This is a genomic window from Pedococcus sp. P2_E2, assembly GCF_056403955.1.
Window position 1 is genome coordinate 1 of sequence record NZ_JBFUEM010000001.1, and the last position, 14614, is coordinate 14614.

Genomic DNA, 14614 nt, shown 5'->3' on the forward strand with positions numbered 1-14614 from the left:
ATGTACATAGGGCTCACTGTGACCCCGCCGTTCTAGGTCGTCAACGAGGCTGGATGCTGCCTGATGCCACCAGGGACGCCGGCTGCGACCGAGAGCTCCCTTACAGCAGCCCGCAGCGCCGATACCCACCTGATACCGCCCTGTCACACATTCATCAGCGCTATGGACGCCGCGCCAACCCCGTGAAGGCCGGCGGGGCCACCAGTCCGCAATAGACAACCCGACCAACGCAGCCAGCCCATCTCCCGCTGAACTCTCCAACCATCACCCGGGCAGGAGCCGAACCATGCGAAACACGCACAGAATGCTCAGGGCGACGCGAGGCAGCGGCGCACTCAGAGCCTTGGGCACCGGCGCCCGTGCAGCACAGTCGAGCCCGCCAACGGGCGTGCCACCTGAGACGCACGGATTCGGCGGCAGCAGGGCCACAAGCAGGCTCTTGTCCGGGGGGAAGGGACAGGTCCGCGCGCTCATCTGCGTTCTCTCGGTTCTGCTGGCGCTGATCGCAGGCAGCGCGCCCGCTGACGCCACGATCATCGACCGGGCCCGATCGACCGAGCCTTACGAGTACGTCAACTGGGCCTGTGGCTACCCCATCAGCGTTGACGGCGTGGCCAACCACCAGGTGCAGGTCCGTGCCGACAAGAAGTCCCCCGACATCGTCTACTTCACGGACAACTACGACTTCACTGAGGTCTGGACGACAACCGACGGCAGGTGGCTCACCGTTTCAGCCAACGCGCTCGCCAAGGATGTCCCGGCCAAGCGCGTTCAGGGGTCGGTGTACCAGTTCGCGTTCAAGACCACGGGGCAGCCCTTTACGGTGACCGACTCTTCCGGGGCCCTCGTCGTTCGCGAACGAGGCAACCAGACGTTCAGCTACACCCTCGACCTGGCGGACGGCACGTTCACCTTCCTCGGGATCAAGGACGCGGGACGGCATTACGCCTTCACCGACGCGGACGCCTGCAAGATTGTCGCCCCCTTGCTCGGGGGCCAGTCGGCCCGTTACCTAACGGCAAGGCCGCTCGGCACGACCGGCTCCGCCATGGGCTACTACGCGTACCTCCCTCCCAGCTACAGCAGCTCCGGAACCAGGAGCCCGGTGCTGATCGCCCTGAACGGCTACGGCGAGAACGGCGACGGTACCCCGGACGCGATCGGCAACCTGCTGTTGGCGGGCATCCCGAAGTTCATCGACGTCGGCGGGTGGCCGACCGACAGGCCGCTCGTGGTGCTCGCCCCCCAGCACGTCGAAGAGGCTCCCGGATTCGAACCCGGACCGTGCGACACTCCCGGCACCCTCTGGTTCGGATCGTGCGTCATGCAGCTGCAGCACGACCGCAACCACACCTCGCCAGCCTTCTGCACGACCCCGTATGAGGTCCACGACTTCGTCACCTACGCCGTGGCTCGCTACAACGTCGACCCCGCACGGGTTTATGTCACGGGACTGTCCTGCGGCGCCTTCGGCCTGTGGGAGTACCTGGCGAAGTACGGCGACCAGCAGGGAGTGGCGGCGGCCATTCCGATCGCCGGCGAGGGGCGACCCGCGTGGTCGACAGCCGGCTGCGCTCTCGGATCGGTCGCCCTCTGGGCCTTCCACGGTAAGAACGACGATGTGGTCGACCCACGAGGCAGCGTCGAGCCCATGGCCCACCTCGCGGGTTGCTCAGGTGTCACGGCCGACCGAGCCCGCCTCACCGTCTACCCCGACCTGACCCACGACGGGTGGGACCAGGCATACAGCGGCTCGCTCGGGGACGACATCTACAAATGGATGCTCAGTATCAGTCGCGCGCCTTCCCCGGGTTAGCCCGCGACGTCCCTGAGTACGAAGAGCCCTCTTGGATCCGCTCTACGCCGTCTCGGCAGGGCCTCAACAGCTGCATCAGAAGAGTTCCCGCGCAAAATGCGACCCGATGGTCGGGCCGCACGAACAGTGATCCTGACGACACACCGCGCGAGTGTTAGGCGAGGAGAAAACGATGTTACGAAATCGATCGGTCGCAGTCATAGCCGTGACAGTCGGTGGGCTCTTGGGCGCGCTCGGCGTGCCCAGCGCATCGGCCGGACCACCAGTGGGTACCGACGCCAGCGAGGTGATTCACTGGAACCAGGTCGCGACGACGACGCTTGCGGGGGTTCCGGGACCGAACGGCGGCGCCCCACCTGCCTTCTCAATCAACATGGGCATGGTGCAGGGAGCCGTGTACGACGCGGTCAACGCGATCGGGCCGAAGCGGCATCGCCCGTATCTGCTCGACACGCGCACAGGTGCGAGGGCGTCCATCGACGCCGCTGTCGCAACGGCTGCCTACGACGTGCTCTCACAGCTCGTCTCGACGGCACCGGAGAGGGCGCCGTTCCCCGGTCGCGCGGGACTCCTGAGCACGCTCTCCTCCGCGTACGCAACCTCGCTCGGTTCGATCGACGACAACGCGTTCAAGAAGCAGGGCATCGCGGTGGGACACGCAGCGGCCGCGGCGATGCTCGACGCGCGAGAGAGCGACGGGCGCTTCGGGCCGTCTGCGTGGGTGCCGAACCCCGCCCCCGGACACTGGCAGCCGCTCCTCTCTGCTACCGGCGTGCCGGTCCTCGACCCGACCGCGTGGGTGGGCAACGTCAGGCCGTTCCTCATCCAGAGCTCGTCGCAGTTCCGTTCAGCGCCACCGCCCGCGCTCGATAGCCAGCGGTGGGCGACCGAGCTCAACGAGGTCAAGAGACTGGGCCGAGCCACCGGCTCGACCCGGACTGACGACCAGACGTACATTGCCAGGTGGTGGCAGAGTGCACCCGTCATCAGCTGGAACGAAGTCGCCCGGCAGCTCATCGCCAGGACCGATCTCGACGCCGCCGACAGCGCCAGGCTTCTCGCCCTGCAGAACCTGAGCGGCGCGGACGCGGCGATCAACTGCTGGAACGACAAGTACCACTTTGACTTCTGGCGGCCCTGGAACGCGATTCCACGAGCGTCAGAGGACGGGAACGACGCGACGGAACCTGACGCGACGTGGACGGCGCTCATCACCGCGCCGTATCCCGAGTGGACCTCGGGGCACAACTGCCTCGACGCCGCCCACACCACGGTGCTACGGATGTTCTTCGGCGACGACCCCATCGGCGGGACATTCCAGATCACGAGCACCTTCGTGAACCCCGGAGGGCCGGCTGTGCGGACCTTCGACACGTTCACGCAGCCACTCACCGAACTCATCGAGGCACGCATCTGGGCCGGCCTTCACTACCGCAGCGCGGACGTGGCGGGCCAACTCCTCGGCCGGAACGTGGCCAACTACGGGGCCGCGAACTACTTCCAGACGGTAGGCCGCTGATCACCCACACTCCGGCCTCTTCGTGACCAGGAGGCCCGCTCAAGGCGGGCCTTCTCGTCACGACTCGGCGGACTCTCAGGAAACGTTCAGTGCGCAATGAACCCCAACAACGGTCCGGGCGCCGGTGGCCAACGCAGAGCCTGGCCCGAAGCTATCGGGCACCTCGCGTGCGCTCTCGGCCACCGAGATGACGCCCAGCGCAGCCGGCCGATGCAGACTTGACTGGCAGTGCAAGGGGACCAGCCTGTGCCGAGCCTTGGCAAACGCGAGGGCTGAGAAGGGACGAACATCTCCGCCACACTGGGCCGCAAACGGGCGATCAACTGCAGTTCCTGACCCGGGTCGCCACCGGTTGCCGCCAACCGTCATCATCGCCCTCTCCCTGGGTGAAGTCGATCGAGATGATGCTGGTCGGCATGGCTTTGGGCGTGAGTCGGTTCAACGGTGACATCCCCGATCTCTTGATGTCGGCCAAGCGCACCACGGAGGTAGCACCCCTCAGGCTCCCGATCTAGGCGTCGACTTCTGATCGGCACTTGGGGCCATGCCCTCCCGGTCTCGGACTCCCATCAAGGGTGGGCACGCGGACCACAGGCGCCTGATGCCTGGCTCGTATTGTCGACGATCCCGACCGCGGATGTACCCGCACGGTGGTACTCCGAGCAAGGCAATAGGCAGAGGTGTCTCCGGGCGCTCGAGGTGTAGCCAAATGTGTAGCCGGGACTGGACGGGACGCGGTGAGACGCGAAGGCACGGCGGGGACCGGACCCGAAACATTCGTGCGGCAGGGGAGAGGGCACAGGACGTGTGAGACGTGGGCAGGGCTGGCTCATAACCCGGAGGTCGCAGGTTCAAATCCTGCCCCCGCTACCAACGCGTCAGCGACAGAAGGCCCGGACCACTGGTCCGGGCCTTCTGCTGTGCCCTGGGACGTTTTCCGGTATGCCGCGCGGCTCAGCTGCGCGGCGCGGAGCTGACGCCGTCCCGTACTCCCATTGCCTGATCACGGCTGCGTCCGGTGGATGGTGGCCCCGAGCGTCGCGGTGGCGAGTGCCACGACCGCGGCGGCGGCGAACGCCGCCGAGAACCCGTTCGCGCCGAGCATCCCGGCACCGGGGCTTCCGACGGAGAGGCCAATGGCGACGAAGGTGGCCGTTCCGAGCGCGGACCCTATCTGGGTGGCTGAGCCTGCGAGGCCGGATGCCAGCCCGGTGTGCGATGCCGGCGCGGCCGTGGCGATGACCATGGTGGTGGGTGTGAAGCTCATGGCCACGCCGATGGCGACGAGCAGGAGCCCTGGCAGGACTGCTGCCGCGTATCCGTCACCCAGTGGTGCGTTCGCGAGCCACAGGTGGCCGACGGCGAGGACCAGCAGGCCGGCGACGAGGGTGCGCTGTGGGCCGAGGGTGCGGAGGATGCGCGGCAGCAGGGTGAGTGAGAAGGCGAAGCCGGTCAGGGAGGTGGGGACCATGGCGATGCCGGCCTGCCGTGGGGCCATGCCGAGGGCCTGCTGGAGGTAGAGGGCGAGGAGGACGAAGGTGGAGGCTCGCGCGGCGCCACCGAGGACGGCGAGGGCGACGCCGGTGCTCAGGCTTCGGGACTGGAAGAGCTCGAGAGGCACGAGGGGGTCGCGGGTGCGGCTTTCCACGGCGATGAAGGCGGCGAGCAAGGCAGCGGACGCGCCGAGGCTTGCCAGGACGGACGGGGAGGTGAGGCCGCGTTCGGCGATGCCCAGCGCCCCGTGCACCACGGCGATGACTGCGCCGGTGATGGCGGAGGCGCCGTACCAGTCGAAGCCGCGGCGGGCGCCGTGTGCGCCTTCGGGGAGGACGTACCGGGGGAGGATGACGGCGGCGACGGAGACAGGCACCGTCACGAAGAACACCGAGGACCAGCCGAAGGTGCCGACGAGGAGGCCGCCGGCCATGACGCCGGTGGCTCCGCCCAGCGCTGAGGCGGCGCCCCAGATGCTCATGGCGCGGGCTCTTTGCTCTCCGGGGAACGTCAGCAGGAGCAGCGACATGGCGGCCGGGCTGAGTGCTGCGGCGCCTGCGCCTTGAACGACGCGACCGCCCATCAGGAGTCCTTGGTTGGTAGCGAACCCGGCCAGCAGGGTGCCAAGGGTGAAGAGCCCAGAGCCGACGACGAACAGGCGGCGCCGTCCGAACAGGTCAGCGGCACGCCCGGACAGGAGCAGCAGGCCGCCGAAGGCGAGCACGTACGCGTTGACGACCCAGGTGATCGCGGTGGGGCTGAGCCCCAGGGCGCTCTGGACGGAGGGCAGGGCCACGTTGACGATGGAGGTGTCCAGCATGACGACGAACTGGGCGGACACCAACAGGCCGAGGGCGACCCAGCGGCGTTGACGGGCGCGGCGGTCCGCGACGGCTGCGGCAGTTGCGTTGGTGGGGTCTGCCGGGCGGGTGTTGGTTTGGAGGGCGGCGGACACGGTGGGCTCCTTGAGTGCGGCACGCGTTGTCGTGCACGTCCAAGGTGCCGCTGCGGCGGTGGTGTTCGCGCCGGTGAAATGGCCGGGTTCTGGCCAGGTCATGACGGTGTGCTGCGGGTCGGTGGCGGGGTCTGTTCGGCTCGTCGTGGGGTCAGCGGCGGGATTCGCCTGGTCAATCCCGGCCATTGCGCCGGGGTGATGGTTGCCGCCCTTGCCTACCGTCTGAAGGCAACAGCTCACTTCGGAGGAGACGACCATGAACGACATCGCCAGCAGTGCGAACGGACCGTTGGACGTGGTTGTGGTCGGCGCCGGTCAGGCGGGGCTTGCTATCGGGCACTACCTGGCGCGGAGCGGTCTGAGCTTCGTTCTGCTGGAGGCGGGTGCGGAGGTTGGTCAGTCGTGGCGGAACCGGTGGGATTCACTGCGGCTGTTCAGCCCGGCTCAGTACGACTCACTGCCGGGGATGGCGTTCCCGGCCCCGGTGGACAGTCACCCGTCCAAGGACGACGTGGCCGACTACTTGGCCTCCTATGCGGAACGCTTCGACCTGCCGGTGCGGTTGAACTCGCCGGTGCTGCGAACGCGCCGCGAGCAGGACGGAACGTTCGTCGTGACGACGCCCGCCGGTGAGTTGCGTGCCCGGCAGGTGGTGGTGGCCACAGGGCCGTTCCAGAGCCCCCGGGTGCCCGCAGCCGCAAGCCAGCTGGACCCGCACGTGCAGCAGCTGCACAGTGCCGACTACCGCAACCCTGGCCAGCTGTCCGGGGGCCGGGTGCTGGTGGTCGGTGCCGCGAACTCCGGGCTGCAGATTGCGGAGGAGCTGGCACCGACATGCGCGGTGAGCGTGGCGGTCGGGTCGAAGCCGATGGCGCTGCCGCAGCGCGTCGCGGGCAGGGACTTGTTCTTCTGGCTGACGAAGGTTGGCTTCTTCACGGTGCCGGCGACCAGTCGTCTGGCTCGTCGGCTGCGCGCTCGGGGCGACCTGGTCATCGGCACCCGCAGCGCCGACCTGCGAAGGGCAGGTGTTGGTTTCCGGCCGCGGCTGACCGGTTTCACCGGGCAGGTCGCGCACTTCGCGGACGGCAGCACGATGGACGTGGATACGGTCGTGTGGGCTACCGGGTTCGCGTCGGACTATTCGTGGCTGGAGGTGCCCGGCGTCGTCGTTGACGGGCAGGTCCGCCAGCACGAAGGTGTGACGCCGGTTCCGGGGCTGTTCTTCGTGGGGTTGCCGTGGCAGACGAGCCGGGGTTCGGCGTTGCTCGGGTTTGTCGGTGCTGACGCGGCCGTCCTGTCTGCGCGCATCGTCGGGGGTGTCGGCGCGGCGCCGGGGACGGCGGTCGTGCCCACAGCGTCCTGACCTGGACTGTGTCGGAGGGTCTGAGGCGCCCTGATGTGGGGTCTGCGGTGGCGTTGGTCAGGGTCGGCCAACTCCCCGGGAGCTGCGCCCGGCTGCTGCGGCGGTCGTTCGCTGCCACGGCAGAAGGGGTCGGCGACCCACGGCCGGCTGGCTACATCACTCGGTGCCACTCGCCACCTCGTCGAACACATCGTGTGAGCAGATCAGTGTTCTGGTCGCGCGTCCGGACGTGCTGGCGCACCTACTGTCTCCGCGGCCGCGGGGACTGCCCAGACCCGCCCACCAGGGCTGACCCCCGTGACAGGCGATCGAGTGCTGATAGCCGGCGGCTGGGTCGTGGGGTGGTTGCGACGCGAGACGGTGCCAAGCCCCGAACTCTGACGTGTAGAGCTACACCACGCGGGGCACCGTACGCTCACCCGATGTGACCTCTTCTGCTGCTGTTGCCGCCTGCGTTCTTCTGGGGGCTCTGGCGGTGTTTCAGGCCCTGTTGGTCTGCGGACTGCCTCTGGGCCGGTTCGCGTGGGGTGGTCAGCACGAGGTGCTCCCGACGCGGCTGCGGTTAGGCAGTCTCGTTTCCTTGGTCATCTACATCGTCATCGGTTGGGTGCTTCTCGCCAGGGCCGGTCAGGGCAGCGGCAGCCACGGCATATTGGGCGTCGCGACGTGGGTCATCGCGGGCTTGTTCCTCCTCGGCACCGCGGGCAACCTGGCATCACGGAGCCGCCCAGAGCGCTTCGTCATGTCCCCGGCCGCAGCGTTGCTGTGCGCGCTCACCGTGGTTGTCGCCCTTCAGGATTGACTCGCAAGGTGCACTACGCGCCTGCGGTGCGCCTTCAGGCGCTGGAGACCGAGCGCCTGCGTGCCCTGCGGAGCATCGTCGGCAAGCCTGCGGCAGCGACAATCAGCGACAGACCGAGCCCCACGAGCATCGGGATGCGGCTGCCAGCCTCGCCTTCCAGGCGCAGATGCGCGGTCGGGTAGTCGATCATCTTCGCCGCTGAGACCGCGGTCTGCCGTCCGGCGTGGGCGGCGAGGTACTCCAGGGCGCCGTCGAAACCTTGAGACGCATCACGTCCGTGAACGGCATCGACCGGTACGTCGTGCCGGTCCGCCCATGCCTTCAGTGTGGGGTCAAGGGTGGCGGTGCCGGCCGGTCCGGGGACGACCAACGTGGTTGGGGTGGGCCCGTCAGCGACAGTGTTCGTGTGCAGCACGAGGCCGTGCTTGGTGGTGACGGTGCCGGTGGCGCTGAGCGGGATGGGTCGGGCGGCGTAGGACACGTCGTACACCTCGAAGCTGCTGGCGACGTCGATTTCGCCGATGCCGTCAGCGAGCACGATGCCCAAGGTCGGGCGTCCCCACGGGATGACGGCATTCAGTCCGACGGGCAGGTCAGCGCTGGCGAAGGACTGCGTGGGGATGTCGGGCGACTGCGTCAGCGACCAGTTCGGATACCCGACCAGGCGGCCGACCCTGGTGGCTTCGTCACCTCCGGCGAGGTCGGCCATGACGCGTATCGCTCCGGGTATGCCGGACGTGACGCCGGCAGTGCTCGTGATGGACCCGTCCTGGACGAACCGTTTCCCGGCAACCCAGTTCACGCCCGGGTACCGCTTGGCGTAGGCGCCGAGCCGAGACCAGTGCGCAGTGGCGGTGCGTCCATCAAGGAGGCCGGCCGCAGCCAGGACTTCTGCCCCGTTGCACACGCTGAGGACGGGCACTCCCTCCGTGACTCGCTCGGCGAGCCATGCCCGCATGGGCGCCTCGGTGGGTCCGTCGGCATCTGCGACGGCGGGTACGACGACCACATCCGGGCGGGGAGCCCGACCCGACGTCGTGTCGGCGAACGTGAACGTGGGCACGATGGCCGGGCCGCCCTGCGTGGGCTGCGCGCTGGAGCTGGCGGCGACCGTGTAGACGGAGAACTGCGGGGAGCTGGCGAACACCTCGTACGGGGCGAGGGCGTCGCTGCCGACGGTGCCGGACGCCCCGAGGACGACGGCGACCTTGATGGGGCCGTTCGATGATGGCTGGCTGACCGGAAGAGCTCCGACCGGGCGGGTGGCTGCTGGGGTGGTGGCCTGACTCGTGGTGACCCGAGCTCCGCCGGCGGCCAGGCCGGCCAGGGTGAGGATGGCGAGGGCGCTCGAGGAGGCGATGTGGCGGGCGCGGCGACCGGGTGTGCGCATAAGGGTTCGTCCGTTCGGGTCGGGCGGTGGTACCGCCGTGGCTTGGCGCTGGGTGGTGCGCGGTCGAGGTTTGGGGTCCGGAGCGGCCCGCCCGGTGGGGGCGGGCCGCTCCCCGAGCCGTCGCCACCGTGCAGGGGGGTTGGCGGCGGGGCCTCGGCGGTCACCCGGGAAGGGGGCTGAGGTGACCGGGAGCTCGGGTTGCTGCGTGGACGCTGTGGGGTCAGCGGGTGGGCAGCGGGCCGTGGGTGCGGGTAGCGGTCACGACGTCGGTGATGGCGGTGACCGTCTGGGCTGCACCGGTCGGGTCGGTCAGGAGCCCGACGTGTGACAGGTTCTCCACGGTGTGCCGGGAGTTGGTCGACAGGGCCGCCATCTGGTCCTGCGCGACTCCCCAGCCGGGCTTGGAGTCGACGTTGTCCTTCGCGGTCAGCACGACCAGCGGGGTGTCCCCGACGGTGGTCAGTGCCTGCGCCTGACGAAACGCGACCGGGAGCGCGGCCTGGTCGGCGCGCGCGTTCGCCCACCCTCGCGGGCTGTTCGTGAACGCGGACACCTGCGCACCAGCATCGCCGGGAAGCGACGGGCCACCCATCGCGGTGAGGACGTGTCCGACCCCGAGCCGGAACAGGGTCGGTGCAACCGCAAGGGCGCGTCGCATGACCTGGTACTCACCGTTGAACGTCTTCACGAGCTCGACCTGGCGCGGGCTGGCGCTGTCGAGCAGGACGACACCGGCGACGTCGTTCGGGTACAGGTGGGTGTAGGTGAGGGCGTGGACGCCACCGCTGGAGTGCCCAGCGAGGACGAACGGGCCGCTCTCGCCGGCGGCGGCCAGGAGCTTGTGCAGGTCGGTCGCCGCGGTGGTGGCGTCGGCCGGGTTCGAGGAGTCGTCGCTCCAACCCTGTCCGGCCCGGTCGTACGCACAGACGCGGCTGGTTGCCGCAACGGTCGGCTGGACGCGTGCCCACAGCGGGGACGTCTCACCGAGACCGTTCAGCAGGACAACGGTCGGGGAACCGGTGCCGGTGCAGTTCAGGTGGAGGCGGTACCCGCCCACGTCGACGAGCTTGCCCGGCATCAGGCCAGCTTCGGTGGTGGGTGCCTTGGTCGTGGCCTGGTACAGGCCGCCGAGACCGGACAGGAGCATCGCGAGGGTGACCGGGTAGACCCACAGGCGGGCGCGGCCAGGGATGTCGTGGCGGGTGCGGCGCTCGATCCACACAGCCCCAATCACCAGGGCAGGCGCCCACACCCACGCGAGGCGGGACATGGTCGGCTCTCCCGGGTTGACTGCTGCCAACACGACGCCGGCGGTCGCCATGACGGTAGCGGGCACGTACGCCCACCGCTGCGGGCGGGTCGTCTGGCGCGTCGTGAGAAAGGCGAGGATGGCCCACCCGGTGGCGAACGCGACCAGGGCGGCGCCGATGACGCGGGCCTCGGACGCGTCCGGTACGACACCGAAGACGAGTGCGGCGGCGCCGACCACGCCGGTGGCCATGGAGACGAAAGTGATGCGGCCCATCGGGCCGACCCGGGTGGCCGACGAGCTGGTCGCGACGTCGGTCGGGGTGGTGCGGGCGGTGGTGGTCATGGCGGTTTCCCCTTTCCTGGCCGTCCGGGAGTGGTCGGCCACAGGCACCACGGTCGCGGTGAACGGATGTGCTCGCCCCGGTCACATGGCCGGGATGCCGCTCCTTGCTTGGTGCGTCATCGACGCCATGGACGGCGGGTTCCCGGCCTCTGTCCTGCGACTGTCGCCTCCACGCCCTGATGCCCGGGCCGCGGCCGCACCGGTCGAAGGCGGCATACGTCTCGGGGCAGAACCCGGTCACTTGACCGGGGCGAACCAACCGTCTCCTGCGTCAACCTCGAAGCAGACCAACGCTGTGAAGAAGGAGCGCCACCATGAACGCCGACACCCGAGTGGGAACGCACGCGTGGACGATGCGCACCGGCGGCCACCTGCAACCCGCGGACACCCGCCGACTGCTCGTCGACCTCGCCCGCGCCCACGCCACCAACGCCGTGGGTCGCCTTGCCCTGCTGACGCACCTGCACCCTGGCCGGAACGCGTACGTATCGCCCGCCCGCCTCGTTCCCCCGAGCTCGGCCTTGACGCGGGCAGCCACCGACGCCGCCACCAAGGTCCTGCCCACACCGCTGCTCAACCACAGCCAGCGCACCTACCAGTTCGGCCGCGCCATCGGCGAGCTCGAAGGAGTCGATGTCGACGCCGAGCTCCTGTACGCCGCAGCCCTGCTCCACGACACCGGCCTCGTCCTCGCCGACGGAGGCGACGACTTCACCCTCACCTCAGCTCGCATCGCCAGAGATGTCGCCGAACACGTCGGCCTGTCCACCGCCGCCACCGAAACCCTGCTGACCGCCATCACCATGCACCACAGCCCCCGCGTCACCCGCGACGCCGGCCCCGTCGCCTACCTGCTCTCCGCCGGCGCGGGTGTCGACGTCGTGGGCGTCCGCACCTGGCAGCTGCCGGCGGCCACCCTCACCGCCACCGTTCGCGACCACCCCCGCGACGGGTTCAAGAAGTACTTCACCCAGGCATGGGCGGACGAAGCAGCTCGCGTCCCACAGGGCCGCGCTCGCCTCCTACGCCGCTACGGCGCGTTCACCGCCGCCATCGCACTCGCCCCGTTCGACGAATGAACCCCTCACCCCACCACCCACCCCGCAAGTAAGGACCCAGTGACATGAAAGCCATCGTGCAAGACCACTACGGAAACGCCTCCTCGCTCCGGTTCGACGACATCGCCCGCCCCGAAGTTGGCGAGGACAAAGTGCTCGTCCAAGTCGTCGCCGCCGGCGTCGACCGCGGCGCCCTGCACTTCATGACCGGCCAGCCGTACCTCATGCGGCTCGGAACCGGGCTGCGAACCCCGCGAGTGCGCGTCCCCGGCGTCAGCTACGCCGGGCGCATCGAAGCCATCGGGTCGAACGTGACCGGGTTCGCCGTCGGCGACGAGGTCTACGGGGCCGCCCGCGGCACGTACGCCGAGTACGTGGTCGCGTCACCAACCAAGATGGCGCACAAGCCCGCCGAGCTCACGTTCGAGCAAGCCGCCGTGCTGCCCTACGCCACGTTCGCCGCACTCCAGGCAGTCCAGGACCACGCCAAGGTGCAGCCGGGCGAACGCGTCCTGGTCGTCGGCGGCACCGGAGCCGTCGGCTCCATCGTCGTCCAAGCCGCCAAGGCAGCCGGCGCCGAAGTCACCGCAGTCACCGGACCCCGCAACCAGCAGACTGCCACCACTCTCGGCGCCGACCACGCCATCGACTACACCCAGGCCGACTTCACCGACGGCGCCCGCACGTACGACGTCATCATCGACGTGTTCGGGCGCACTGCCACCAGCCGACTACGCCGCGCCCTCACCCCCGGTGGCCGGCTCGTGATCGTCGGCGGCGAAGGCGACCGATGGGTCGGCGGCATCCAACGCCAGGCCGGCGCCGTGCTCCTCACCCCGTTCATCAGCCAAACGCTGCGAATGTTCGTCGCCAAGGAGAACACCGACACCCTCGAGCGCATGAACGACCTCCTCGCTGCGGGCAAGGTCCAGCCCCCGCAGATCCAGACCCACCAGCTCGTAGACGCAGCCAACGCAGTTGCCGCCCTGGAAGAGTCAGGAACACCGGGACGGCTCGTGCTCACCATCTGACCGAGCGCGGCGCACTCCTCACCAACCAGGAGGACGCACCAACAGGTCACGGCTGCGCCGATACGTCTCCTCGTCCACCTCGCCGCGCGCGAACCGCACGTCAAGCGCCTCCAAAGCCGCAGGGGAAGGCTGCGACGCCCGTTCTGTCGTCGTCCCCGCTTGCCAAGGTCGGGGGCGCACAGCCAGCACCACTGCCACAGTTCCGGCCACGAGGATGAGCAGCACGACCAGGCCGACCGCGCCCATCAGCCACCAGCCCCACCCGGCGTTGTCGTACATCATCGCGGGCCTCCTTCTGCTCGAACGCTCCCGGAACGGTCTCCCACCATCTTTGCGCCGGCGCCGATGGGACGGCAGGGACGAAGGGCCTGCTGCAAAGAGTCGTGCACACCACCTACAGCACCGCATCGCATTGAGCCTCCGGACGGAGATGACGGCCATGAGCCTCCACACCAGCCCCAGCACCACGCCACTCCGTGCCACCAGCGGGCAACGTCTGGACACCTCCCTGCGGCGTCGAGCCATCGAGTCGGTCGCGTTCGTGGCCACCTGGGTAACCGCCGGATACCTGCTCGGGCTCAGCTCCAACGGGTACCTGCTGCTTGGCATCCCGCTGACCGCCGCGTTCCAGCTGGGTGTGCGCCGCCGCCCGCTGCGCGAGCTGTTCGCCGGCGGCACGACCCGGTTCGCTCTGGACCGCAAAGGGGCCGCCATGGCAACCGTCCTTGCCATCACCCCCGGGTACTACGCTGCACAGGCGTTCACAGCCGGCGACTGGACCACATTCGGCTGGTACCTGGCCGCCATGGCCGGCGCCCTCGCCGCCGCCTTCTCCCTGCGCGCCAGCTCCCTCCGTGCCACCCTCCGCTCGGCGGCCCTGCCCGTCGCCGTCGGAGCTGTGGGCATGGCAACCGTCTACGGGGTGGTGCACGTTGCGACCGGGACGCCACTTCCCGCGATGGCTGCCCTCGCCGCCTTGGCCAAGTACACCGCCTTGTACTACCCGGCCACGTTCCTGCTCGAGGAAGTTGCGTTCCGCGGAGCCATCGACGCGCACGTGCACCATGACGGTGACACACGCCGCTGGCAGTCGCCGTGTTCGTGTCCGCCCTCTGGGGGCTGTGGCACCTTCCGGTCTCCTCAGGCTTACCCCTGCCACTCATGGTCGTCGAGCTCGTTGTCGTCCATGTCGCAATCGGGGTGGGGCTGTCGTTGGCGTGGCGCCGCACCCGCAACCTGGGCGGTCCAGCGCTGGCGCACGCCGTCATCGACGCCGTCCGCAACGCCACCATGCTCGGGCTCTGATGCCGCACACCGAGCCGTCCGTCAGCGGTGCCCCTGCATCACCAGGTCATCAGGCGGTCGCCCTCGCCAAGATTTCTCACGGGCCGACGGCGTCGAGCTCTTCGACGTCGTCGAACAGCAGGATGCCGATGTGCTTGGTTGCAGCAGGATGGTTGGAGTCCATGGGGACGGTGGGGAAGGTCATGGCGAGTCCTTCGGTTTGGGCACAGTGTGCTTCGGTGAGTCCACGATGCGCCCTGGGTGGCGGGTCTCGTCCCCGTCAAAGTGCCGGTATGCCGCTCGCCCCG

General features: G+C 69.1%; 12 protein-coding genes. 8 read left to right on the forward strand and 4 right to left on the reverse strand.

Annotated features, from left to right (window positions below):
* Positions 1-439 precede the first annotated feature (439 nt).
* The 3 genes from AC1DWR_RS00005 to AC1DWR_RS00015 all read left to right on the forward strand — a co-directional run bounded on the left by AC1DWR_RS00005 (position 440) and on the right by AC1DWR_RS00015 (position 3850).
* The gene (locus tag AC1DWR_RS00005; protein WP_477623194.1) at positions 440-1816 is read left to right on the forward strand and encodes a carboxylesterase family protein; all 1377 of its coding nucleotides are present in this window, start codon (positions 440-442) and stop codon (positions 1814-1816) included.
* A gap of 151 nt (positions 1817-1967) precedes the next feature.
* Entirely contained in the window at positions 1968-3335 is a 1368-nt protein-coding gene (locus AC1DWR_RS00010; RefSeq protein ID WP_477623195.1) for a vanadium-dependent haloperoxidase, read from the forward strand.
* Positions 3336-3721: 386 nt separating this feature from the next.
* On the forward strand, positions 3722-3850 hold the full coding sequence (locus tag AC1DWR_RS00015) for a hypothetical protein (RefSeq protein WP_477623196.1): 129 nt from the start codon (positions 3722-3724) through the stop codon (positions 3848-3850).
* A 488-nt stretch (positions 3851-4338) separates the two neighbouring features.
* Here AC1DWR_RS00015 and AC1DWR_RS00020 read toward each other — a convergent pair whose 3' ends face one another.
* A complete protein-coding gene (locus tag AC1DWR_RS00020) occupies positions 4339-5784 on the reverse strand; it encodes an MFS transporter (protein ID WP_477623197.1) in 1446 nt (481 codons plus the stop codon).
* Positions 5785-6040: 256 nt separating this feature from the next.
* Here AC1DWR_RS00020 and AC1DWR_RS00025 point away from each other — a divergent pair, with 256 nt between their 5' ends.
* Both AC1DWR_RS00025 and AC1DWR_RS00030 read left to right on the forward strand, forming a co-directional pair.
* Positions 6041-7147 (forward strand): flavin-containing monooxygenase, encoded by a 1107-nt coding sequence (locus AC1DWR_RS00025; RefSeq protein WP_477623198.1) that lies wholly within the window; start codon positions 6041-6043, stop codon positions 7145-7147.
* A gap of 424 nt (positions 7148-7571) precedes the next feature.
* Entirely contained in the window at positions 7572-7949 is a 378-nt protein-coding gene (locus AC1DWR_RS00030; protein WP_477623199.1) for a hypothetical protein, read from the forward strand.
* A 34-nt stretch (positions 7950-7983) separates the two neighbouring features.
* Here the strand turns inward: AC1DWR_RS00030 and AC1DWR_RS00035 are convergent, their stop codons facing one another.
* On the reverse strand, positions 7984-9339 hold the full coding sequence (locus AC1DWR_RS00035) for a DJ-1/PfpI family protein (protein WP_477623200.1): 1356 nt from the start codon (positions 9337-9339) through the stop codon (positions 7984-7986).
* Positions 9340-9559: 220 nt separating this feature from the next.
* A complete protein-coding gene (locus AC1DWR_RS00040) occupies positions 9560-10933 on the reverse strand; it encodes an alpha/beta fold hydrolase (RefSeq protein WP_477623201.1) in 1374 nt (457 codons plus the stop codon).
* A 314-nt stretch (positions 10934-11247) separates the two neighbouring features.
* On the opposite strand from AC1DWR_RS00040, the gene AC1DWR_RS00045 reads away from it, so the two are divergent.
* Positions 11248-12012: an HD domain-containing protein gene (locus AC1DWR_RS00045; RefSeq protein WP_477623202.1), complete on the forward strand. Its 765-nt coding sequence runs from the start codon at positions 11248-11250 to the stop codon at positions 12010-12012.
* A 44-nt stretch (positions 12013-12056) separates the two neighbouring features.
* Positions 12057-13022 (forward strand): NAD(P)-dependent alcohol dehydrogenase, encoded by a 966-nt coding sequence (locus AC1DWR_RS00050; protein ID WP_477623203.1) that lies wholly within the window; start codon positions 12057-12059, stop codon positions 13020-13022.
* An 18-nt stretch (positions 13023-13040) separates the two neighbouring features.
* Here AC1DWR_RS00050 and AC1DWR_RS00055 read toward each other — a convergent pair whose 3' ends face one another.
* Entirely contained in the window at positions 13041-13304 is a 264-nt protein-coding gene (locus AC1DWR_RS00055) for an SHOCT domain-containing protein (protein ID WP_477623204.1), read from the reverse strand.
* Between the two features lie 813 nt (positions 13305-14117).
* Here AC1DWR_RS00055 and AC1DWR_RS00060 point away from each other — a divergent pair.
* Complete coding sequence (locus AC1DWR_RS00060) at positions 14118-14327, forward strand: CPBP family glutamic-type intramembrane protease (RefSeq protein WP_477623205.1); 210 nt, start codon at positions 14118-14120, stop codon at positions 14325-14327.
* Positions 14328-14614 lie beyond the last annotated feature (287 nt).